21 protein-coding genes are annotated in these 22,550 nt (G+C 28.6%); 12 read left to right on the forward strand and 9 right to left on the reverse strand.

Annotated elements, in window-relative coordinates:
• The first annotated feature begins 193 nt into the window (after positions 1 to 193).
• The 5 genes from RH95_RS08135 (at position 194) to RH95_RS08155 (ending at position 5,269) form a co-directional block, all read left to right on the forward strand.
• Positions 194 to 1,792: a Na/Pi cotransporter family protein gene (locus tag RH95_RS08135; protein WP_010247888.1), complete on the forward strand. Its 1,599-nt coding sequence runs from the start codon at positions 194 to 196 to the stop codon at positions 1,790 to 1,792.
• Positions 1,793 to 1,954: 162 nt separating this feature from the next.
• A complete protein-coding gene (locus RH95_RS08140) occupies positions 1,955 to 3,178 on the forward strand; it encodes a putative DNA modification/repair radical SAM protein (protein WP_010247891.1) in 1,224 nt (407 codons plus the stop codon).
• An 8-nt stretch (positions 3,179 to 3,186) separates the two neighbouring features.
• Positions 3,187 to 3,912, forward strand: a complete 726-nt coding sequence (locus tag RH95_RS08145) for a TIGR03915 family putative DNA repair protein (RefSeq protein ID WP_010247894.1) — start codon at positions 3,187 to 3,189, stop codon at positions 3,910 to 3,912.
• A 34-nt stretch (positions 3,913 to 3,946) separates the two neighbouring features.
• Entirely contained in the window at positions 3,947 to 4,543 is a 597-nt protein-coding gene (locus RH95_RS08150; RefSeq protein WP_010247897.1) for a C39 family peptidase, read from the forward strand.
• Between the two features lie 39 nt (positions 4,544 to 4,582).
• Positions 4,583 to 5,269 carry a hypothetical protein gene (locus RH95_RS08155; RefSeq protein ID WP_010247900.1) on the forward strand — a complete coding sequence of 229 codons (687 nt, stop codon included), beginning with the start codon at positions 4,583 to 4,585 and terminating at the stop codon, positions 5,267 to 5,269.
• A gap of 29 nt (positions 5,270 to 5,298) precedes the next feature.
• On the opposite strand, the gene RH95_RS08160 is transcribed toward RH95_RS08155, so the two are convergent.
• The 5 genes from RH95_RS08160 to RH95_RS08180 form a co-directional block, all read right to left on the reverse strand.
• Complete coding sequence (locus RH95_RS08160; protein ID WP_010247904.1) at positions 5,299 to 5,823, reverse strand: phosphatase PAP2 family protein; 525 nt, start codon at positions 5,821 to 5,823, stop codon at positions 5,299 to 5,301.
• A gap of 1 nt (position 5,824) precedes the next feature.
• Positions 5,825 to 6,694: a LysR family transcriptional regulator gene (locus RH95_RS08165; protein ID WP_010247908.1), complete on the reverse strand. Its 870-nt coding sequence runs from the start codon at positions 6,692 to 6,694 to the stop codon at positions 5,825 to 5,827.
• Between the two features lie 160 nt (positions 6,695 to 6,854).
• The gene (locus RH95_RS08170; protein WP_010247911.1) at positions 6,855 to 7,880 is read right to left on the reverse strand and encodes an LB_356 family protein; all 1,026 of its coding nucleotides are present in this window, start codon (positions 7,878 to 7,880) and stop codon (positions 6,855 to 6,857) included.
• A gap of 8 nt (positions 7,881 to 7,888) precedes the next feature.
• Positions 7,889 to 9,103 carry an MBOAT family O-acyltransferase gene (locus tag RH95_RS08175; RefSeq protein WP_235777725.1) on the reverse strand — a complete coding sequence of 405 codons (1,215 nt, stop codon included), beginning with the start codon at positions 9,101 to 9,103 and terminating at the stop codon, positions 7,889 to 7,891.
• A gap of 270 nt (positions 9,104 to 9,373) precedes the next feature.
• Positions 9,374 to 10,012 carry a helix-turn-helix domain-containing protein gene (locus RH95_RS08180; RefSeq protein ID WP_010247917.1) on the reverse strand — a complete coding sequence of 213 codons (639 nt, stop codon included), beginning with the start codon at positions 10,010 to 10,012 and terminating at the stop codon, positions 9,374 to 9,376.
• Between the two features lie 255 nt (positions 10,013 to 10,267).
• Between RH95_RS08180 and RH95_RS08185 the strand changes: the two genes are divergently transcribed.
• From RH95_RS08185 to RH95_RS08200, 4 genes are all read left to right on the forward strand, one after another.
• Entirely contained in the window at positions 10,268 to 10,891 is a 624-nt protein-coding gene (locus tag RH95_RS08185; RefSeq protein WP_010247919.1) for an NAD(P)H-hydrate epimerase, read from the forward strand.
• A complete protein-coding gene (locus tag RH95_RS08190) occupies positions 10,884 to 12,233 on the forward strand; it encodes an MATE family efflux transporter (RefSeq protein WP_010247922.1) in 1,350 nt (449 codons plus the stop codon). The genes RH95_RS08185 and RH95_RS08190 overlap by 8 nt, the downstream gene beginning before the upstream one ends.
• Positions 12,234 to 12,325: 92 nt before the next feature.
• Positions 12,326 to 13,525: a hypothetical protein gene (locus tag RH95_RS08195; protein ID WP_010247925.1), complete on the forward strand. Its 1,200-nt coding sequence runs from the start codon at positions 12,326 to 12,328 to the stop codon at positions 13,523 to 13,525.
• Positions 13,515 to 15,041, forward strand: coding sequence for a chloride channel protein (locus tag RH95_RS08200; RefSeq protein WP_010247928.1), 1,527 nt, complete (start codon positions 13,515 to 13,517; stop codon positions 15,039 to 15,041). The genes RH95_RS08195 and RH95_RS08200 overlap by 11 nt, the downstream gene beginning before the upstream one ends.
• Before the next feature lie 126 nt (positions 15,042 to 15,167).
• Here the strand turns inward: RH95_RS08200 and RH95_RS08205 are convergent, their stop codons facing one another.
• From RH95_RS08205 to RH95_RS08220, 4 genes are all read right to left on the reverse strand, one after another.
• Positions 15,168 to 15,518 carry a Spx/MgsR family RNA polymerase-binding regulatory protein gene (locus RH95_RS08205; RefSeq protein WP_010247931.1) on the reverse strand — a complete coding sequence of 117 codons (351 nt, stop codon included), beginning with the start codon at positions 15,516 to 15,518 and terminating at the stop codon, positions 15,168 to 15,170.
• A 638-nt stretch (positions 15,519 to 16,156) separates the two neighbouring features.
• Positions 16,157 to 17,362: an FprA family A-type flavoprotein gene (locus RH95_RS08210; protein WP_010247934.1), complete on the reverse strand. Its 1,206-nt coding sequence runs from the start codon at positions 17,360 to 17,362 to the stop codon at positions 16,157 to 16,159.
• Between the two features lie 18 nt (positions 17,363 to 17,380).
• Positions 17,381 to 18,136 carry an exodeoxyribonuclease III gene (locus RH95_RS08215; RefSeq protein ID WP_026038623.1) on the reverse strand — a complete coding sequence of 252 codons (756 nt, stop codon included), beginning with the start codon at positions 18,134 to 18,136 and terminating at the stop codon, positions 17,381 to 17,383.
• 17 nt (positions 18,137 to 18,153) lie between these two features.
• Positions 18,154 to 18,972, reverse strand: a complete 819-nt coding sequence (locus RH95_RS08220; protein ID WP_010247940.1) for a tRNA lysidine(34) synthetase — start codon at positions 18,970 to 18,972, stop codon at positions 18,154 to 18,156.
• 290 nt (positions 18,973 to 19,262) lie between these two features.
• Between RH95_RS08220 and RH95_RS08225 the strand changes: the two genes are divergently transcribed.
• The 3 genes from RH95_RS08225 to RH95_RS08235 are packed head-to-tail and all read left to right on the forward strand — an operon-like array spanning position 19,263 to position 22,543.
• Positions 19,263 to 20,717, forward strand: coding sequence for a nicotinate phosphoribosyltransferase (locus tag RH95_RS08225; protein ID WP_010247943.1), 1,455 nt, complete (start codon positions 19,263 to 19,265; stop codon positions 20,715 to 20,717).
• Positions 20,718 to 20,747: 30 nt separating this feature from the next.
• Positions 20,748 to 21,614 carry a radical SAM protein gene (locus RH95_RS08230; RefSeq protein ID WP_010247946.1) on the forward strand — a complete coding sequence of 289 codons (867 nt, stop codon included), beginning with the start codon at positions 20,748 to 20,750 and terminating at the stop codon, positions 21,612 to 21,614.
• Between the two features lie 20 nt (positions 21,615 to 21,634).
• Positions 21,635 to 22,543 (forward strand): hypothetical protein, encoded by a 909-nt coding sequence (locus tag RH95_RS08235; RefSeq protein WP_010247948.1) that lies wholly within the window; start codon positions 21,635 to 21,637, stop codon positions 22,541 to 22,543.
• Positions 22,544 to 22,550: the final 7 nt, after the last annotated feature.

Here is a 22,550-nt window from a genome sequence, read left to right on the forward strand (position 1 = left end):
TTAACCCAGAGGGTCAGTTCAAAATCGTCTTTTTTATTTGCGAAAAATTTATTTAGTTCCTATAAAGAATTCCTAAAAAATTTTAAAAATAATCCGAAATTAGTTTACAAAATTTTTACTAAATATTTACTTTGACTTTAAAAAAAGAAAAATATATTGTAATATAAAATTGTAATACAATTTTGGAGGAGCTATGCAAATTAATTATTTTATCGAACTATTAGGAGGGCTCGCCTTATTTCTATATGGAATGGAAATGATGAGCAGTGGTTTGGAACTAGTCGCAGGAGATAAACTTAGAACAGTTATTGAAAAGATGACATCTAGTTTTTTCAAAGCAATACTTGTCGGGACTTTTGTAACTGCGATAATTCAGTCCTCTTCTGCTACGACTGTAATGGTGGTAGGTTTTGTAAATGCAGGACTTATGACAATTTATCAGGCGGTTGGTATTATAATGGGGGCAAATATTGGTACAACTATAACAGGTCAATTAGTTGCACTTAATATTTCAACTGTTGCACCTATTATTGCTTTTGTAGGATTTTTATTAAACACATTTTCAAAAAATAAGAAAAAAAGATATGTGGGTCAAGCTGTAATTGGTCTTGGATTTTTATTTATGGGAATGGAATTTATGAGTGAGTCCATGGAGCCTTTGAGAGATTATCCTGGATTTGTAACTATGATGACAAAATTTGAAAATCCGATCTTAGGAGTTTTGGCAGGAACTGCTATAACTGCAATAATTCAGTCTTCATCAGCATCTCTTGGTATTTTGCAGGCGATTGCTAATCAAGGTGTGATTCCACTTCACTCTGCTATGTATATAATTTTTGGTTTTAATATTGGTACTTGTATAACATCAGTTCTTTCATCTGTTGGTTCGTCTAAGAATGCAAAGAGAACTGCCCTTGTCCATGTTCTTTTTAATATAATTGGAACTATAATTTTTGTAATAATTTCTTTTATTATTCCAATTGATAAGGTAATAACAAATATTTCTAGAGATTTGCCAGCGGCACAAATTGCCAATTTGCATACATTATTTAATATGACAACTACACTTTTACTATTTCCTTTTTCTAGAAAACTTGCAGAACTTTCTTTTAAAATAATACCGGGAATTGATAGAGAACAAGAAGAAATGTCTTTACAATTTATAAACAAAAATGTAATAAAGGATGCGCCAGCAACATTTACAGATGTAAAGGCTGAAATTAGAAGACTGCTTGAAGTTGTAACTAAAAATTATGAAGATTCAGTAAGCCTTCTTAAAAATTTTGATGAAGAAAAGTACGATGAAATATTTAGAAGAGAAGAAGCTATAAATTATTTAAATAAAGAAATTTCTTCTTTTATAATTGATTCTCTAGGTCTTGCAATGAATGAAAAGACATCGGCAAATTTTGCGGCATATCTTAGAATTTCAAGAGATATGGAAAGAATTGGAGATCACTCAAAAAATATTGCAGAAGTTGCAAAGTTAAAGGATGATCAAAAGTTGGAATTTACAGACAAAACTTTTGAAGAATTGAGTGAATTAAATGCAATTATAGAAAAAATGTTCGAATCAGCAATGGGTGAGTTGGATAAAAGAGATAGAGTTATATTTATGCGTGAATCTAACGAAACGGTGCAAAAGGAGGCGTCTACTTTTAGAAATAATCATATGCTAAGAATGCGACAAAAGATTTGTAATCCAGAAAGTGGACTTTTGTACGAAAAAACTCTTGCTGCTTTAGAGAGAATTTCTTCATATATATCCAACGCAAGTAAGCTTGCAAATTAAATTTTAGAATTATCTGTTGGGAAACTGGCAGATTTTTTTATTGCAAATTTTATAAAAGAAAGATGTATATATTTAATTTTATAAAAAGCATAGAGATAGACATACATTTAAATATTTGTTTACAAACTAAAGTTTAGATGATAAGATTAGTTTGGTGATATTATGGAACTTAGTGAAAAAATAAGAATTCTTTCCGATGCTGCTAAGTATGATGTGAGTTGTTCTTCATCGGGTTCAAATAGAAAAAATAAAAAGAATGGAATGGGAAATGCGAGTATAAGTGGCATTTGTCATTCATGGAGCGAAGATGGAAGATGCATATCTCTTTTAAAAATACTTTTTACAAATCACTGCATATACAATTGTAATTATTGCATAAATGCTAGAAGTGTAGATTCTAAGAGAGCGTCCTTTACTGTGGATGAAGTTGTGGATCTTACAATAAATTTTTACAAGAGAAATTATATTGAGGGTCTTTTTTTGTCTTCTGGAATTTTTAAATCTTGCGATTATACAATGGAAAAGTTGATAGAAGTTGCGAAAAAACTTCGCACTGAAAAAAATTTTAATGGATATATTCACATGAAGGCAATTCCAGGAGCAAGTGAAGATTTGATAAAAGAATTAGGAAGATATGTGGACAGAATGAGCATAAATATTGAGTTGCCAACTGAGGAGAGTCTTGCACTTTTAGCTCCAGAAAAGAGCATAGATGAAATTACAAAGCCAATGGATTTAGTTTCAAAAACTCTTTTTATGAATGGTTTGGAAAAGAAAAGTCGTAGTAGAAAAAATTTATTTTTGCCAGCTGGTCAGACGACTCAAATGATTGTTGGAGCAGGAAATATTCACGATATAGATGTTATAACTAGATCTCAAATGTTATATGATGATTATTCTCTTAAAAGAGTGTATTATTCTTCTTATGTTCCAGTTAGAGAAAATTCTAATTTGCCTAATATAAGCACTCCACTTATTCGTGAACATAGAATATATCAAGCTGACTTTTTGATGAGATTTTATGGATTTAATTCTCGTGATTTATTATCTCATGAGAAAAAAGATTTTGATCTAAATTTAGATCCTAAGATGGATTGGGCAATAGATAATTTTACAAATCCTGTTGAGATAAATAAGGCAAGTTTAGATGAACTTTTAAAGGTTCCAGGGTTTGGTCCAAAGGCTGCGAGAAAGATTGTAAAGGCGAGAAGAGCTTTTCCTCTTAAATTTGAAGATTTGAAAAAGCTTAGGATATCCACTAAAAGGGCAGTTAATTTTATAACAGTTTCTGGAAAATATTATGGAAGAAAATTTGACACAAGAGATACACTTAGGTCAATTATTTTGGATAGGGAAAGTAGCGAGCAACTATCCTTTTTGGAGTGAAAGATATTATGATTTATGTATACGATGGAAGTTTTGAAGGTCTTCTAACAGTTATTTTTGATTCTTACAAAGTTTTAGAAAGTGTGGAAAAAATAACTGTAAAAAATATGCAGATTGATTTTATTAGTGAGAAAATAAATACTAGAACAGATCTTGAAAAAGCAAATAGAGTGAAAAAATCCATTATAAAAAATTTCTCTTATTCTTTTTACAATAATATTTGCATGGTTTTTTCATCTTCATCAGATAAAAAGGAAATGGCAATAGCAAAAACTTTGAAGAAGCTTTATACTAAGGGATTTTATTATATTGAGAGTGCAGATACTAATGTAGTAGATTTTAGAAATATTTTAAAAAGAGTTTCTGGGGAAATACATTCTTACAAGGGGCTTATTCGATTTAGTGAGTGTGATAATATTTTATTTGCTAGATTTGGTCCTGAGAATGATATTTTATTTTATTTATATTTACATTTTAAAAATAGACTGGGAAATTGTAAATTTATAATCGCAGATACAAATAGAAAAAAAGCTGTACTTTACGATGGAAATAAAGGCGAATTTTTTGACTTTATTGATGATAAGAATTTAAAGATAGAAGATAAGTATGTGGATCTTTGGCTTAGGTTTTATGATTCTATTGCAATAGACGAACGCAAAAATGAAAAACTTAGAATTCAAAATATGCCAAAAAAATATTGGAAAAATCTTCCCGAAATGAATAGATTAAAATAAAAGGGTATAATAATAAGGGAGGAAAAAGTAGTAAATGAAAGGCAAAAGAATTTCAAACCTTGATAAATATATTGAAGAAAATTATGAAGACGCAGAATTTATCGAATCAAGTGAAATTGATGTTTCAAATTTTTTACAAAAAGATTTTGAAGTAGGAGCAAGTAATTGCACTATTGCAAGTCTTACTAGAATTATAAATTATTATTACAAAGACATGGATAAATTTTATATCTATGATGAAGTCTTTAAAATAGCTAGGAGAAGTGGTTATTTTAAGGATTTTGGCACAATTCCTTTTTTTATATCTCACATTTCAAATAAATTTTGCTACAATAATAATTTAAAATTAAGATGCAGAGGTGTTTACCTTGGTAATTTTTATTCAAATGTGAAGGAAGAAATAGATAGTTTTAGACCAGTGGTGATGAATCTTGGCAGTGGTTATTATAAAAGGCATACTCTTGTAGTCTTTGGTTATTCAATTTATGAATTTAAAGGCATGAAATTAAAAATTTTAAAAGTCTATGATGGTTGGAACAAAACTCCTTCCTATATAGATTACAATGCCTTAAAAGGTTTTATGAAAGCACCTATTTTTTCTTACAATATTTTTAACATTGACTTGTCTTAATGTTTATAATAAAATCTAGGTTTAAATGTAGGTGATATTATGGAAAAAGATTATTTAAAGTTTTTGGTATCTGAACTTATTTTTGTAAAAGAAGATACTATTACAAACTTAATTCCCCAAACTGAAGAAAAGTATAGGGAGATTTTTGGCGAACTTGAAAATTTTGTCGATGTTTTAAATTTAAATATAAGAAAAATTAGAAGAAACATAAAACTTTTAGATAAATTTCCTCTAGAAGATGCTAGAAAAAAAGCAGATGAAGAATTTAAAAATGATTTTAAAAAATTTAGCGAAGAAGTTTTTGAAAATGAGAATTTTTATATAGATGAAGAGAAGAGAAGGGAAGTTGAAGATATCTTTAGAGAAGTTATCTTTCATTACAGTCCAAAACTTTATGATTTTCCAAAGGAAGACTTCGATAGAGCAAAAATTCTTTTTAAAGAGTGTGACAAAGATGGACTTTTAAATTTTTTAGAGAGAAAAAGACCTAAAGAACTTGATGTAAGTGTAGAAGTATTGCAGCTTATGAGGGATGACTTGGAAATAGAAATTTCAAATTTATTTGAAAGGTTTCCCTTAAATCAATTGGATATGCTGGAAGACAAAGATGCCATAAATTTTAATTTGAAAAGACTTAAAAATGTATATGAAGAGTATCAAGAAATTTATGCAGGTCTTAGAGAGGAATTAAATATAAAAATTGCAGAAAAATATAGCACCCCGTAGTTAAAAACTGCGGGGTCTTTATATTTTTATTAATTTTTAATTATTTTTTGTGACAATATTTTTGTGAATTTAATTGCCATTGTTCCAGAAAATATTCCTATTAAAATTCCTGCAAGTACATCTGTTGGATAGTGTACAAAGTGATACATTCTAGAAAAAGCTATAAGTGATGCCAAAACAATTGCAAAAAATCCTGCTTTTTTGTTGTGAAAGTTAATCACAGTCGCAGCGGAAAATGAGGAGCCTGTGTGACCTGATGGGAAAGAAAAGCCAAAGGGTTCTCCTATCAAAAGATCCACATTAGAAAAATTAAAAGGTCTAGGTCTTCTTATAATTGGTTTTAAGATTAAAAGACCAATTATTGAGAAGATAATTAGTGCAATCGCTATTGTAAAGCCTTCTCTTTTAAATTTATTATTTTTTTGAAAAAGAAGAATAATTATAATAGCTATCCAAATAATTCCACCATTTCCAAGATTTGTTATAAAAGTCATCAAATTATCTAAAAAATTAAAGTGGATTTTTTGTAAAGATTCTAAAATTTGTAATTCCATTTTATGATTTAAACTTATTTTTTACAAAATATATAAAGTCTTTTAAATTATTTTTTAAGAAAGCATCGTTGTGATAAACGAGATAAAAAGTTCTAGTAATTTCCAAATCTTTTATTCTGTGCTTTTTAATAGATGGATCGCTAAAGGACGAACTGGATCCAATAGAGATTGCGTCAGAATTTTTTATAATATTTAATACCATGTCTTTATTTTGACAAATAAATTTAAGATCAATTGGAATGTTTTTTTCACGCAAATAATTTAAAAGTATTTTTTTGGAAGATTCATCTAAATCTCCAAAGACAAACTTTTTATTTTTTAAGTCTTTAGCATCTAGCACATCTTTGTCCTTTATATCAGAATCTCCTGATGAAATTATAAAAATTTCATCTTCCAAGAAAGGCTCACAAGAATTGTATTCTATTCCATTATCTCCGTCTATTATTGCCAAGTTGACAATACCAGAATCTAATTTTTCTAAAATTTTATCGCGAGAATCAACATAAACTCTTATGCTGACATCTTCGTTTTGTGCTTCGTATTCATCTATTATTTCTAAGAGAAATTGTGAGCTAAAGTTTGAACTGACGCCAAGGTTTATATTGTGTGCAGTTGATGATCCTTGCAAAAATATAACTGTATCTTCAAACTGTTCTAAAATGTTTAAAGCAAAGTCATATAATCTAAGTCCAACATCAGTTATGTATAATTTTTTTGAAACTCTGTCAAATAACTTGACATTGTATTCAGTTTCTATTTGAGAAATTGCATGAGAAACAGTTGGCTGAGAAATTTGCAAGTTTTTCGCAGCGTTTGACATATTTTTTGCTTTAACAACTTCTATAAATATTTCTAAATCTCTAATAGTCATAAGAACCCCCTTAAAGATATTCTATTATTATTTTTAAGAAAAATCAAGAAATATAGAAAAAAGGTTATAAATTTATTATAAAAAATTCATTTTTGTTTGTAAATACAAAATCTTTTATAAATAAAAAATAATGATAAAATGACAGGATAAATTCCTGCCATTAAAATTTATTTATATTATATTTTTTAAAATTTTCTTGCCAACTTTTATCAGATGCCAAATTTTCTTCAAAGATTTTGTTCTTTTCCATAAAATCTATGAAAAATAAATTAAATTTTTCTGCTCCAACTACATTTAAATGATGAGGATCATAAAAATCACTTTTACTTAAATTAATTTCTTTAGTAAATTTATTAAAATCTACAAATTCTGCATTTTTTTCTTTTAAATATTTTTCAAAATATTTTATATTTTTTGAATATAGATCGTAATCATAAATTGGAGTTTTTACGAAAATAACTCGAGCGCCATTTTTATTTGCTACTTCCATAATTTCATCAAAAGCTTCTAAATTTTCTTCTAAGTATTTTTTTTCATTAAAATTTCTTGCACCTTCTCTAAAATCGTCTATATCCCCATCCCCTTTAGAAAAACTTTGGCTCTTATTTTTTAATAATACATATCCCTTTAGGTAGTCTGAATAAGAACTTTTATTGAAGTTAAAATCTTCGTCCTTTAATTCATCCCAACGACTGTGATAGGTCACTAAGGGAAGTATTGCGGATGGCTTATTTTTATAGGGAACTTTTTTTGCAATCATTTTAATTTTATTTAGGGATAGTGGCATATAGTCGCAGTAAGAGTTGACGACACTTGTATCTTCGTCAATTTTATAAATTGCTGCATTTATGTCCACAAAAATTACGCGGGGATTTTTTCTTTTAAGAGCGTCCCTTATATAGTTTGCAGTAATTTTTAGAGGTTGACTTTGTGATGCAAGGACATAAGATTTTATGCCAGTTTTCTCATAAATAACAAGAGGTTCAAAGGAACAGTAGCTGTGACTTGTGCCAAAAAACATTACGTTGTAATCTTCTTTTTCGTTGTAGAATCCTCCAATTTTATTTCCCATATCCCAAGGTTTTGATAAAGATTTTCTTATAAAAATATTGTTTAGTTCTAAAGAGCCCCAAATTATTATTGAAATAAAAATTATTGATTTTAAAATTTTTAAGAATTTTTTCATTTAATCACCTAAAATTGAAAATAAATAAATTGTGACTCAGAAAACTGTGGCCCGTATACTCCAAAAATAATAATTCCAAATATAAAGGCTAGATAAATAATCCATCTGATTGGAAAAATTGTTTTTGAAATAATTTTTTCTACATTTATTTTATTATATTTTAAAATATCAAAAAGAATTAAAATTATTACCCCAATAAGTAATGGATAAATATTTGAAATTCCAAAGGATGTTTTTGCGATTTCTTCTGTCAAATTTGTGCTCTTTGGATTATTTATTATTGCACTAATATAATTATTTCCATGAGAAATATTTTCTGCTCTAAAATAAATAAAGGCAAAGACTACTGCTATAAAAGTTATAACTCGTCTTATAAAATTTATAAAAGCATTATTTATTTTTTTATTTAAATTAAAAATATTTTCAAATATATTTAAGATTCCATGTATAAGTCCCCAAAGAACGAAGGAAAGATCTGCACCATGCCACAATCCACTTACTAAAAAGACAATAATAAAATTAAAGTATTTTTTTATTTTACCCTTTCTATTTCCTCCAAGTGGTATGTAGAGATAGTCTTTAAACCAAGTAGAAAGAGAGATATGCCATCTCCTCCAGAACTCAGTAATTGATTTTGACAATAAAGGTTCTTTAAAATTGTCCATTAAATTTATGCCAAGGATTCTTGCAGATCCTTTTGCCATAATAGAATATGAGTAAAAATCACAGTAAATTTGAAGAGTAAATAAAATTGCTGAGATAATTAAAACTTCTCTTGAGAAATTTGTATAGTTTCTAAAAACTTCATTTACAAGAATTGCTGCCCTGTCTGCTATAATTAATTTTAAAAACATTCCATAGAAAAAGAGCACAAGACCACTAATTAAATTTTCGTAACTAAATTTTCTCGGATTTTTAATTTGTGGAAGTAAATTTCTACTTCTTTCAATGGGACCTGCGACAAGTTGTGGGAAAAAAGACACAAAAAGAGCGTAATCTATAAAATTTTTTTCTGCACAGAGATCTTTTCTATATACATCTATGGTGTAGCCGAGAGCCTGAAAAGTGTAGAAAGATATTCCCACAGGCAAAATTACATCTATTGAAATATTAAGATCTTTCCCAGAAAAATTATTTATTAAATCAGCAAAAAAATTAAAATATTTGAAGACAAAAAGTATTCCTAAATTTATTATAAAACACAAAAATACAGCAATTTTCATTTTTTTAGCTTTATTTCTATTATTCTCTATATAAATCCCAGTTAAGTATGTAATAAATATGGAGAAAATCATTAATAATGTGTATTTTACATTCCAAAAACTATAAAATATTAGACTTGCCAGTAGCAAAAATATATTTTTAAATTTTACACTAAACAAGTTATAAAAAATTACAACTAGAGGCAAAAAAATTAAATATTCAAATGAATTAAAAAGCATAAAATCCTCCAATCACTATATAATATAGCAAATTATGGAGGATTTCAATAATTAGATTTCTTCTGCTAAACTAAGTTTGTACTCTCTTGGAGTTTTTCCTGTGTATTTTTTAAAAGTCATTGTAAAATGCGGTTGTGAAGAAAATCCACATTCATAACTTATATATTCCAAAGTTTTTTTATCTTCTTTTAAAAGTTCCTTGGCTTTATTTGTCTTTAATGTGTTTAGATACTGACAAAAAGTAAATCCAGTTTCTTCTTTAAAAAGAGAGCACAAATAATTTTTTGAAAGGTGAAGTTTTTCTGCAAGCTCTTCTAAATGAAGACCGTCACTATACTCTTCATTAATTATTTTAATTGCACTGTCTATTATTTCATTTTCAGAAAAATTTAGAGCATCTAAAAGGGTGTTTGAATAAGCTTCAATCAAATCTCTTGCTATCAATTTAAGAGAAGAAGGATCTAATACTAGAGCGAGTTTTTGTGAAAATTCTGCATGAACTGGGGACAAATCTTTATTGTATGTAATTAAAAAATATGTATATAAAAAAGTGTTTAAGTCTTCGATTTGTGTTTTCATTTCATCTATATTTTTTAAATTAGTACTTTTTGAAAGATTTTCTAAAATCTCATGAGCACAGTTAATGCATTCAGGTTTTGTTTTTTCTGCAATTGGCAAATAATTTGTCATAATTCCTCCTTAAAAAATTTTATTTCATTTAAATTTTTATCTATTACTTTTTTACAAAATAATTATATTACAATTGATACCGAATATCAACTAACTACAATTAATAATTTTATCGGAATATATTTAAAGAATTATTTATGAATTTTTTAGAATTATAATGTACAATATAAAAAATTTAATAAACTTAAAAATAATTCTTAGAATGTGATGTTAATTTATTTTAAATATCATATAATAGAAACTGGAGGGATTACTATGACAATTTCAAAAAATAAAATGATTGAACTTGAGAAGAGAACAATGAGTGAGTACAATATTGATTCTCTTATTTTAATGGAAAACGCCGGCATGGGAATCTTTCGTGAAATAAAAGATTATAATTCTTTTACAATAATTTGTGGGAAGGGAAATAATGGCGGAGACGGACTTGTAATTGCAAGACATTTAATACTAACTGGAAAATCAGTTGAAGTTTTTATTATTTCAGATGAAGGAACAGAAGAATTTTCAAAAAATTTAGAAATTGTTAAAAAATTGACTGATGTAAAATATATTGATGATAAAAATTTTGACGAACTTATTGAGTCTTTGGAAGTAAATGAAGTGTGCCTAGATGCAATTTTTGGAATTGGTCTAAATAGAAAACTAGATAAATTTTATGTAGATTTAATTGATGTTATAAATTGTCATGGGAATTATATAGTTGCCGTTGACATACCCTCAGGCATTGATGCTGATACAGGCGAAGAATACGGTAATTGTGTTGTTGCCAATATTACTTATGCAATATCCGATGTAAAAGAAGGGGAACTTTTAAATAATAGTGTTGGAGAAATTAAAAAAATATATATTGGAATTGTGAGGTACAGGGATGAGTAAAAAAATTAGCAGAAATATCAATTTGACAGAAGGTTCCATTGCAGAGGGTATTATAAAATTTGCAATTCCACTTCTTCTGACAAATTTTTTGCAACAACTTTATAATACAGCCGACCTTATGATTGTAGGTAGATTTGCAGGGAAAAATCCCATGGCAGCAGTTGGAGCAACTGGCCCCGTTTCAAATTTACTTATAGGTCTTTTTTTGGGACTTACAACTGGTGCTTCTGTAATAATTTCTCTTTATTATGGTTCTAATGACAGGGATGCACTTAAAAGATCTGTTGGATGTTCTTATTTTCTAGGGATAACTTCAGGGCTTTTAATTACAATTTTTGGATATATAACCACTCCTTTTTTTCTAAGAATAATGGACACTCCTGCTGAAATTTTTAATGATGCAATAATTTATATGAGAGTTTTCTTCTTGGGAACAATTCCGATTTTAATTTACAATATGGGAGCGTCAATACTAAGAGCAATTGGAGATTCAAAAAGACCTTTTAACTTTTTATGTGTATCTGCAGTTGTAAATATTGTTCTAGATTTGATTTTAATTGGAATGCTTCACATGTCAGTTTTGGGAGCAGGACTTGCAACACTCGCATCACAAGTTACATCAGCAATACTTGTTACAATTTCACTTTTAAAGACAGATGGGTCTTATAAGCTTAGAAGAGAAGAAATTAAACTTCACAAATTTGAAGCAAAGAGAATTTTTGAAATTGGAATACCAACTGGAATTCAAACTGCACTTTTATCTTTTACAAATGTAGTTTTTCAAGCAAAAATAAATTCCTTTGGTTCAGATGCAATAGCAGGTATTGCGGCAGAGGGAAGAATTGATGGATTTTTATTTATGTCACTACAAGCAATTGCACTTGCAGCCACTACTTTTTCTGGGCAAAATTTTGGAGCAAAAAAATTTGAAAGACTTCGCGAAGGTATAAAAGTATCTTTAATTATCGTAATTGTAATTTCTGGAATTTTATCTATAATAGCTTTTACACTTGCAGAACCGCTTATTGCAATTTTTAACACAGATCCCAATGTTATATCATATGGGGCAGACTTTTTAAAAATTTTAAGTCTTGGAATTTGGTCTTTTGGTCTTTCGGAAACCTTATCAGGCTTTATAAGGGGAAGCGGGCACGCCTTGGGGCCTATGATTATTTCCCTTTTAACAATTTGTATTTTTAGGCTTGTTGTAGTTTATTTTGCGATGCCGATATATCAATCCATAAGAGTAATAAGTATAATTTATCCAGTGTCGTATTTTTTAAATTTTGTATTAGTATCAATTTATTTCAAATTTGGAAGCTGGAGAAAAAATATAAATTAAAAAAATTTTGGGCATCGAAAGATGCCTTTTTAATTGCAATAATGGAGAATTTTATTGTAAACTATAATTAACATATTAAAAGTAGTGATTCTATGAAAAAGAAGAGTATTTTTTTAATAATAATTTTATTATTTTTAGGAATTTTTGCTGAATTTAGATTTAGACATTATCCAAAAAAAATTGTTGCTGAAGTTTTATATACAATTGATGATAGGATTTTTGACTTTGCAGATAATTATTTTGAGAAAGTCGGAGTAAGGGATATTTTTTATAAAGTTAAAAGTACAGGCGATTATGGAATAAGATTGAGTGCAAAAAAAACAAGTGGTGACAAATTAAACATAATAGATTTTGAAAGTGCTACTAATAAATCGAGGTATTTTCTAAAAAGAGTGGAAAGAGATAATAAGGTAAAGAAATCTGGAGAAAAAATTGTAAATAACAATGTTTATTTGTATTTGCCATATATTTCGGAAAAAACTTTATTTGTGGATAGGAATACAATGTTAAGCCTTTCTAAGGATTCAGACGTACTAAAAGAGCTAGGATATGATATAAATAACGAAAAATTATTTGCACCGCCAGTTTCTTTTTCTGAAAGAAATACAGAATTAAAAAAATATGTCAAAAAAGAATGGACAAAGATTATAAGAACTACTAGAGTTAAAAATATTTCAGAAAATAAATTTGAAGTGAAAGTTAAGTCAAAAGATCTTCAAAACTTAATGAAAAAAACAAAAGAATTTTACTCTTTAGAAGATAACTTTTTTTATAATTATTATTTGACTAGAATTTTGGAAAGAGAATTTGCAAATATTTCTCACGATTTGAAAAACAGAAAAAATATTATTTTTTATCTGGAAACAGATGAAGATTCTGATTTATTTAAAATGCACTCAGAAGACAATCGCTATACTTTAATAATTGGAGATACCCTTGAGCTTAGAGTTCCAAATAGGTATATTTATGTGGAAAGAGAAGAAAATGAAAAATTAAATACAATAAAAGGAAAAATTGACGACAGAAATTTCAGGATGAGCTATTACCCTGAGGAAAAGAAATTAATATATCACGATGAAAAGATGAAGTTTGAATCTAGAATTTTTGATTTGACAAGGGCAAAGAGTTTTAAAGTTATATCAGACATAGAAGGTTCAAAATTTAGAAAGCTAAATTTTAATTTTTATACAGTTCCCAAAAAGATTGAGAAGGAAAGTGATTATATTGAAATTTTAAAATTAGATAGAGATGATTGGCAAAATTTAATAAAAGGTGAAGAAAATGAAAAATGATTTTAATAAAAAAGAAAAATTAATATTTAGAATTTTAATTGATTCCATTATAGTGGGGACATTCGCAGGACTTTTCTCTGTGATGTACAGATTTGTAATTTCAAAAATGGATTATTGCAGAGGGCTTTTATATAGAGATTTTAATTTTAAATCATTATTTATTTTAATACTTTTAGCAATTATTATTTCATTTATTATTTATAAATTGCTTAAATGGGCGCCATTATCTGGTGGAAGCGGGATTCCACAAATACGAGGAGAAATTCTTGGGAAGTTTAATATGGACGAAGTGCCAACGCTTTTATCAAAAGTTTTAGGAGGAGGGCTTGGAAATCTAATGGGATTTTCTCTTGGAAGAGAGGGGCCATCAATCCAAATGGGTGGTGCATCTGCAAAATATATTGGCAAGATGTTAAAAAGACCTCCTGATGAAGTAAAATATATGATAACAGCAGGAGCAGCAGCAGGACTTGCAGCAGCATTTAATGCACCAATGGCAGGGTGCATATTTGCCATAGAAGAATTGCATAAAACTTATTCGAGATATGTACTATTGCCAGCACTTATTGCTTCAATTGTTGCAAATTATGTTTCCTTTGTCATAATGGGAGCAGAAACTTCTTTTTCTTTTTTTGTAACAAAGTCACTTCCCATGAAATTTATGTGGATTGCAATATTAATTGGGATTTTAACCGGATTAATTGGTGGAATTTACAATTTTTTTATTACAAAATTTCAGGACTTATTTAAAAAGATAGACTCAAGAGTTTTAAAATTCACACTTTTAATGGGAGTTACAATTGCAATTGGATTTATATTTATTGAAGGAACAGGCGGAGGACATAACCTTCTTGAAAAGATGGCAGAGGGAAGATTTTCTGTAAAATATATTTTAATTATTTTAATAGTAAAATTATTTTACACAACTTTTTGTTATGGTTCGGGAGTACAAGGGGGAATTTTTCTACCAGTTCTTGTAATAGGAGGATCTTGCGGTGCTATTATTTTTGCAATCTTAGATAAAACTTTTGGATTTGAAGATTACTACATCAATTTTATAATTCTGGGTATGAGCGGAATTTTGGCATCAGTTGTTAGAAGTCCAATTCTTTCAATAATTTTAGTATCGGAGATGACCTCTACATTTGAGCACTTAATTGCACTTTCTGTGGTTGTAATAGTTTCCTATTATGTAGCAGAATTTTTAAAAGTTGCTCCAATTTACGACACACTCTTTGAAAGGCAATTAGATGACAAAAATTTATTAAGTCCAAAGGAGAGAGAACTTGGCAATTATTCAATTTTTGAATATGCAATAACAGATGACCTAAATGTAATAGGTAAAAGTCTTCGAGAAATAAATTTTCCAAAACACTTAATAATTATTTCAATTGAAAGAGATGGAGTAGATATAGTTCCAACAGCAGATGATGTAATATTACTTGGCGATAAGATAACTATCCTTATAAATTCAGAAGATGCTCTTGAGATAGATGAATTTTTTAAAAAAGAATGAATTACTTATAAAAAAATTTGTATGGTTAAGAGAGATAGAAAAGAATAAAAATTTTTACTAGAGTTGAAATATCAATTCTAGTATTTTTTTGCAATAAAAAATCTCACCCTCAGATGAGATTAAAAATTATAAATTTTCTAAATATTTTTTTACTTGTGGGCCTATGAAAGCTTTTTTATCTGTTAAGAGAATAGGCCTTTTGACAAGCATACCATCAGTTGAAAGAAGTTCATAGATTTCGTCATCTGTCATGCTCTTCTTTTTATCTTTTAGTCCAAGTTCTCTGTATCTTACTCCACTTGAATTAAAGAGCTTATAAATATCAATGTCTGCTTTTTCTTTTATATTTTTTAGTTCAATTTTCGACAAAAGATCTTTGTCAATTTCTCTATAGTTATAAGAAATGTTTTTTTCTTCTAATAGCTTTTCTATATTTTTACAAGTACTGCACTTTTTGTATCCAATTAATGTGTTCATTTTGCCTCCTTTGACTTAAAATTATTATACTATAAAAATTAGTAAAATAATTTAAAAAATTTTTATAAAAAGTGTTTTAAAATTATTTTACAGGGTATTATATTAATACCAGATAAGATTAATTGATTAGTAAATAGAAATTTAGATTTACGATTCTTATTTGGAGAAGCTTGACAATTCCATCCAATTAAAAGTAAAAATGTTTTTGATTTTTTTAAATTTACAAATTTTGACTTAAAATGCCAAAGTTTTTATATAAATCGAATAGTTTTAACGAATGAATAGGAAGATTTTATTAATTTGCGAGTAAGTTTAGTAAGAAAAATTACTTTTAGTATTTTTATAATGAGCACAAAGTCTTAGAGTTTGGGACTTTGGACAATGTAAATTTATAAGATGCTTTAGTAAAATAAGATATAGGTGATAGACGTGATTGAACCAAAAAGTAATCATTGGATGGAATTGGGTTTCTAAAAAAGAATGTCTTACGATGAAAAGTGGAGGCATTCTTTTTTTGTGCAATTTTACCTTTTTATAGAGTTTACTGCAATTAATTTTTAAGAATTTAAGTATTATTTAACATTTTTAAGAAAAAAATCGCCACGAGATAAAACCGTGACGATTAAAATTATTAAAATTTATTTTTCTAAAATTTTTGCAGCCATTTCTTCACCAAATTCAATTAGTTTTTTAATTTCTTCATCAGTTGCTGCACCTTGAATTTCAAGTTGAGTGTCTAGCACATCATACTTTCCTTCTTCCATATATTTTTTTAGATTTTTAAGAGCACCGCCGCTCCATGAATAAGATCCAAAGATTCCCCAATAATTATTTTTCATTCTTTGGTGAGAAACTTCTGTCAAAAAATAATCCATTGGTGGGAATAAGTTGTTGTCATAAGAGCATGAACCAAGTATTACTCCCTTGTATCTCCAAATATCTGATAGAAGGTAAGAGAAAGGAGTTTTTGTTATATCTCTCACTTTTATATTTTTAAGACCGCCTTGTGAAAGTCCTCTTGCAACAGCTTCTGCCATTGTTTCTGTATTACCATACATTGATCCATATATTACAACACAGCCATCAATTGTTTCTTGATTTGCAAGAGATGTGTAAATGTCAATTATTTTTTTGGGGTTATCTCTCCAAATTGGACCATGAACTGGACAAATTAATTCAATATCAAGTCCGCCCAAATTATTTAATGCTTTAAGTGCTTGGGAAGAATATTTCCCAACAATATTTATAAAGTATCTAGTGGTTTCTTCGAGATAGTATGCGTCGTATTCAATTTGATCATCAAAAATACCACCGTCAAGTGTTCCAAATCCACCAAATATATCTTGTGAGAAAAGTGTCTTTGTTGCTTCTTCATAAGTTACCATGGATTCGGGCCAGTGAACCATTGGTGTCATGTGGAAAGTAAATTTTCTATTTCCTAGTTCAAGAGTTTCTCCATTTTTTACTTCTAGTATGTTGTCCTTAATTTCGTAGAAATTATTTAACATTGCAACAGCTTTTTTATTTGTTACAAGTTTTGCATCAGGATAAATTTCTAAGATTGATTTTATTGAAGATGAATGATCAGGTTCCATATGGTTTATTACGATGTAATCAATTTTTTCATCTTCTCCAATAATTTCATTTATCTTTTCAACATAAGCTTCAGTAGTATTTGCTCTTACAAGATCTACGATAATATTTTTTTCGCCTTTAACTAAATAAGAATTGTAAGCAACTCCCTTTGGGAGTGGCCACATCCCTTCAAATAGTTCAGTTTTTCTATCATTTGTCCCTATAAAATAAATATCATCTTTAATAGGTACTGACAATAAGTTTTCCATTAAATCCTCCTTATATTTTTATAATTTTATTTTTAATTCAACAGGGCAGTGGTCAGATCCCATAACTTCCTGATGAATTTTTGCATCAACTAAATGTTTTTCTAGACCTTCTGAAACTACAAAGTAATCAATTCTCCAGCCTACATTTCTTTCTCTTGATTTTGCAAAGTAGCTCCACCAAGAATATTCATCTTTTAAATCTGGATAGAAATATCTAAAAGTATCTATATATCCATTTTTCAAAAGTTCTGTAAATTTTTCTCTTTCCTCATCAGTAAATCCAGCTGATTTTCTATTAGTAGAAGGATTTGCAAGGTCGATCTCCTTGTGAGCAACATTTAAGTCGCCACAAAGAATTACTTCTTTATTTTTTCTAAGTTCATTTAAATAATTTCTAAAATCATCTTCCCAAACTTGTCGGTAATCTAGTCTTTCGAGTTTTCTCTTTGAGTTAGGAGTATAACAAGTTACAAAATAAAAATTTTCAAACTCCAGAGTAATAACTCGTCCTTCCTTGTCGTGTTCATCTATTCCAATTCCATAATTGACAGAGATAGGTTCTTTTTTTGAGAAAATTGCTGTACCAGAATAGCCTTTTTTTTCTGCATAATTGTAAAATTCATAGTAATGGGGAAGGTCAATTTCAATTTGTCCCTCTTGAAGTTTTATCTCTTGGAGTGCAAATAAATCTGCGTCAAGTTTTTTAAATTCATCCATAAAACCTTTTTTGACAACAGCACGAAGTCCGTTTACATTCCAAGAAATCATCTTAATCTCTTCCATATCTCCTCCTAATAAAATTCTAAAAAGTCGTGTCTTTCGCCCTTTTCCTTATACCCTAAGATTTGTTCCATATTTACATTTTCAGTAGCACGAAGAATATTTATGTCAACATTTTTATTTTCCTTTTTTAACTCTTCAATTAAATCTTTTATAAAAAATCTTTTGTTACCTGACTTTTTCTTTGTGACAGTACAGGCACAGTCAAGAGCAGATAGTCCAGTTGATTTCATAAATCTAATTATAGCTTCTTCTCTAACTAGATACATTGGTCTTATTAACTCAAGGCCCTCAAAATTTTTTGATTTTAATTTTGGCATCATAGTTTTAAAATCGCCAGCATAAATAATATTTAACATCACAGTTTCTATTACATCGTCAAAGTGATGACCAAGGGCAAGTTTGTTGCAGCCAAGTTCTTGAGCTCTATTGTATAGATTGCCACGACGCATTCTCGCACACATATAACAAGGAGATCCGCCATCTGACATTTTTTCTGCAACAGAAAAGACATCTGAATTGTGAATTTTTACTGGGATCCCAAGTTTTTCGCAGTTAAATTCCAATCTTTCTCTATTTTCAGGAAGATAACCTGGGTCCATTGTAATAAATTCAAGCTCAAAGGGAACCTTGTTGTGCTTTTTTAATTCTTGCAAAAGTTTTGCAAGAGTAAGAGAATCTTTTCCGCCAGAAATTGCAACTGCAATTTTATCTCCTGGACTTATTAGTTCGTATTTATTAACTCCTTGCACAAATTTTTTATAAACATCTCTTCTATAAGTTTTTATAAGGGACCTTTCAATGTCCACAGTACTCTTAATTGTATTCAAAAATTATTTCACCTTTACCAATCTAATTTTATTATAACACAGTTATTTACTATTTTTTAGACTAAATCGATTTTATAAGTTTAACGTAAAAATTTTAAAAATAAAGACTATTTAAAAACTTTTCGTTTAAAAATTATAACACAAGAAATGTTTTCTAAAAATAATATTAAAAGTAGAAAACTCTGCTATAAAGGGATTAAATTATAAAAAAGTTACTCTTTGTGTTATAATTTATTTAATTAATTAAGAACTTAGCAAGTCGAAGAAAAAAAGAAGGAAGTAAAGTAAAAATGGTAAATTATAATGTAAAGAAAAATTTCACACTTCTTGTAGATTTTTATGAACTAACAATGGCAAATGGATTTTTTCAAGAAGAAATGAGAAATAAGATTGTAATATTTGATATGTTTTTTAGAGAGGTGCCTGATAACGGACAGTACACGATTGTTGCAGGACTTGAACAATTAATTGAATACATGGAAAATCTTCATTTTTCAGAAGAAGATATTGAATTTTTGAGAGAAAAAAATATTTTTGTTGAAGAATTTTTGGATTATTTGAGAGATTTTAAATTTGAATGCGACGTGTGGGCAATGCCAGAGGGAACTCTTGCTTTTCCTGAAGAACCACTACTCACAGTTAAAGGTCCTGCCATCCAAGCACAAATGCTTGAAACTATGGTGCTTTTGACAATAAATCATCAGTCAATGATTGCGACAAAGGCAAGTAGGATTGTAAGACAAGCAAAAGGAAGACCAGTTGTGGAATTTGGTTCGAGGAGGGCACAAGGTTATTCTGCTGCAAATTTAGGCGCAAGAGCTGCATACATTGGAGGATGTGCTGGCACTGCAAATACTCTTTCAGACAAAATGTTTGGAGTTCCAGCTCTTGGAACAATGGCACATTCTTGGGTTCAAATGTTTGACACAGAATTAGAAGCTTTTAGAGCCTTTGCAAGAGTTTATCCAGACAATTGTCTTCTTTTGGTAGACACTTATGACACTTTAAAAGAAGGTGTGCCAAATGCAATAAAGATTTTTGATGAAGAAGTTGTTTCAAGAGGATTTAGACCTAAGGGAATTAGAATTGATTCTGGAGATATAACCTATATATCTAATAAGGCGAGAAAAATGTTAGATGATGCAGGTTATCCAGATGCACAAATTATGGCTTCAAATTCTCTTGATGAATTTACAATAAGAAATATTTTACATCAAGGGGCTAAGATAGATTCCTTTGGAGTTGGAGAAAGACTTATAACTTCAAAGTCATCGCCAGTTTTTGGAGGAGTATATAAACTTGCTGCCACAGTAAATGATGATGGAGAAATCATTCCAAAAATAAAGATCTCTGAAAATGTTACAAAAATAACTACTCCTGGATTTAAAGAACTTTATAGATTTTATGACAAAGAAAGTAAAAAGGCAATGGCAGATGTTATTGCATTAAGAGAAGAAGAAATCCCAGAAAATAATTATGAAATTTTCCATCCAGTTTATACATGGAAGAGAAAAACTTTGGAAAATTATGATGTTAAAAAAGTTTTAGTTCAAATTTACGAAAAGGGAGAACTAGTATATAATCTTCCAAGTCTTGAAGAAATAAAACAAAAAGCAGAAATGGAACTTGACACTCTTTGGAGTGAAACAAAAAGACTTGACAATCCAAATGAATATATTGTGGACTTGTCAGAAAAACTTTGGGAAGTTAAGAGTACATTGTTAAAGAAACATGGGAAGAACTAATTTATAAATTAAAAATAGAAGGGAAGAAATATGCAGTACTACGGAAATGTTTTTAGACCACCAAGTGAAGCAAGATCTCTTATAGTTCAAGCTACAGTTGGTTGTTCGCACAACAATTGCACATTTTGTTACATGTATAAAGATGATGATTTTAGAGTAAGACCACTAGAAGAAATAAAAAAAGATTTAGTGGAGATGAGTGCTTATAAAGATTATTTTGAGAGAATTTTTTTGGCAGATGGAGATGCTTTAGTATTAAAGACAGAGGATTTGTTAGAAATTTTAAAGACTATTAAAGAATATTTTCCAGATGTGAATAGAGTTTCATCCTATGCTACAGCTAAGGATATAAATAGAAAATCTCTTGAAGATTTGAAAAAGTTAAGAGATGCAGGACTTGAAATGCTCTATATTGGTTTTGAAACTGGAGATGAAGATCTTTTAAAAAAAATTCAAAAAGGTATAACCTATGAGGAATATGTATCTGCAATGAAAAAGGCAAAAGAAGCAGGTTTTAAAACTTCTGTTACAATTATTGCAGGACTTGGTGGAGTAGATGGCATAGAAAAAAATGCAATAGGAACTGCAAAACTTGTTTCAGAAACTAAGCCAGATTTCTTAGGTTATCTGACAATGAGGGTTTATAAAAATACACCTCTTTATAAAGATTATATTTCTGGGGATTTCAAAATGCCAGATGCAGGAGAAATTTTGGAAGAAATGAAAATATTTTTGGAACACGTTGATTCTGAGGGAACAGTTTTTAGGTCCAATCACGCTTCAAATTATGTACTCCTTGCAGGAAATTTAAATGAGGACAGAAAAGCTCTTATAGGTGCAATAGAAAAAACTTTGAAAAAGAAAAATTTTAGACCTGATGTTTTGAGAGGGTTCTAAATAATTTTAAGGAGGGCAAAGTGGGAGTTAAGGCTTATAGAATTTCAATTAATGATGAAAAAGTATTTAATGATTTTGTAAAAAACAATGAAATTTGTTTTAATAGTGAAGAAGATATTTCAAGTAGAGAAAACTTGAAAGAATATTTGGACATAAAAAACATGAGTCCGAGGGTTGCAACTTCACTTGTCAATTTGCTTGATAAGTTAAATAAAGATGATTTTCTTTGGCTTAAAAATAAAGATAATTTTGCCCTAGGAAAAGTTTTGGAAAAGTTTCAATATGGAAAGAATAAATCTAAAGTAGATATTGAATTTATAGAAATAAGAGAGATAGATGATAAAATAAAATCCACATTTAGAGGGGCAAAATATGCGACTATAAAAGATGAGGATTTTATAAAATTAAGTGAAGAGTATTTTTACAAGGCTCTAAAAGAAAGAGAAAGTTCAAACTTAGAAGAAATTTCAAAGCATGAAAATAGTGGGAAAATTTCCTTTACTAAAAAAGATTCAGATGAAGAAAAATCTCTCGTTGTAAATCCTATAAGATTTTTGCTTCCACTTGATGATACAGATTTTTCGAAAAAAGAAAAATTAGAAATAGACTACAAAGAAAAGAAAAATTTAGATAATAAAGATTTTGAAATAATTATGGAAATAAATCCAAGTATTAAAGAAAAAAATAAAGATACATCCGTGGAAGTTAGGAAAAACAATTTACCAATGATTTACGAAATCAAAGATCTAAAAGAAGTAGAGGAAAAAACCTATTCATTAATTAATGATTATAATGATATCTTCCTAAGACAGGTTAAGTTGGCATTTGAAATTTATGAGATGAATGTAAAAAATGTAGAAAAGATTCAAAAAAATTTTTTTGAAGAGTATTTCAAATTTTGGAATAATATTTTGGGAAATTCAAAATAGAAAGGGA

Origin of the sequence: Peptoniphilus rhinitidis 1-13 (assembly GCF_000246925.1) — a bacterium.
GTDB lineage: Bacteria > Bacillota > Clostridia > Tissierellales > Peptoniphilaceae > Peptoniphilus_A > Peptoniphilus_A lacydonensis.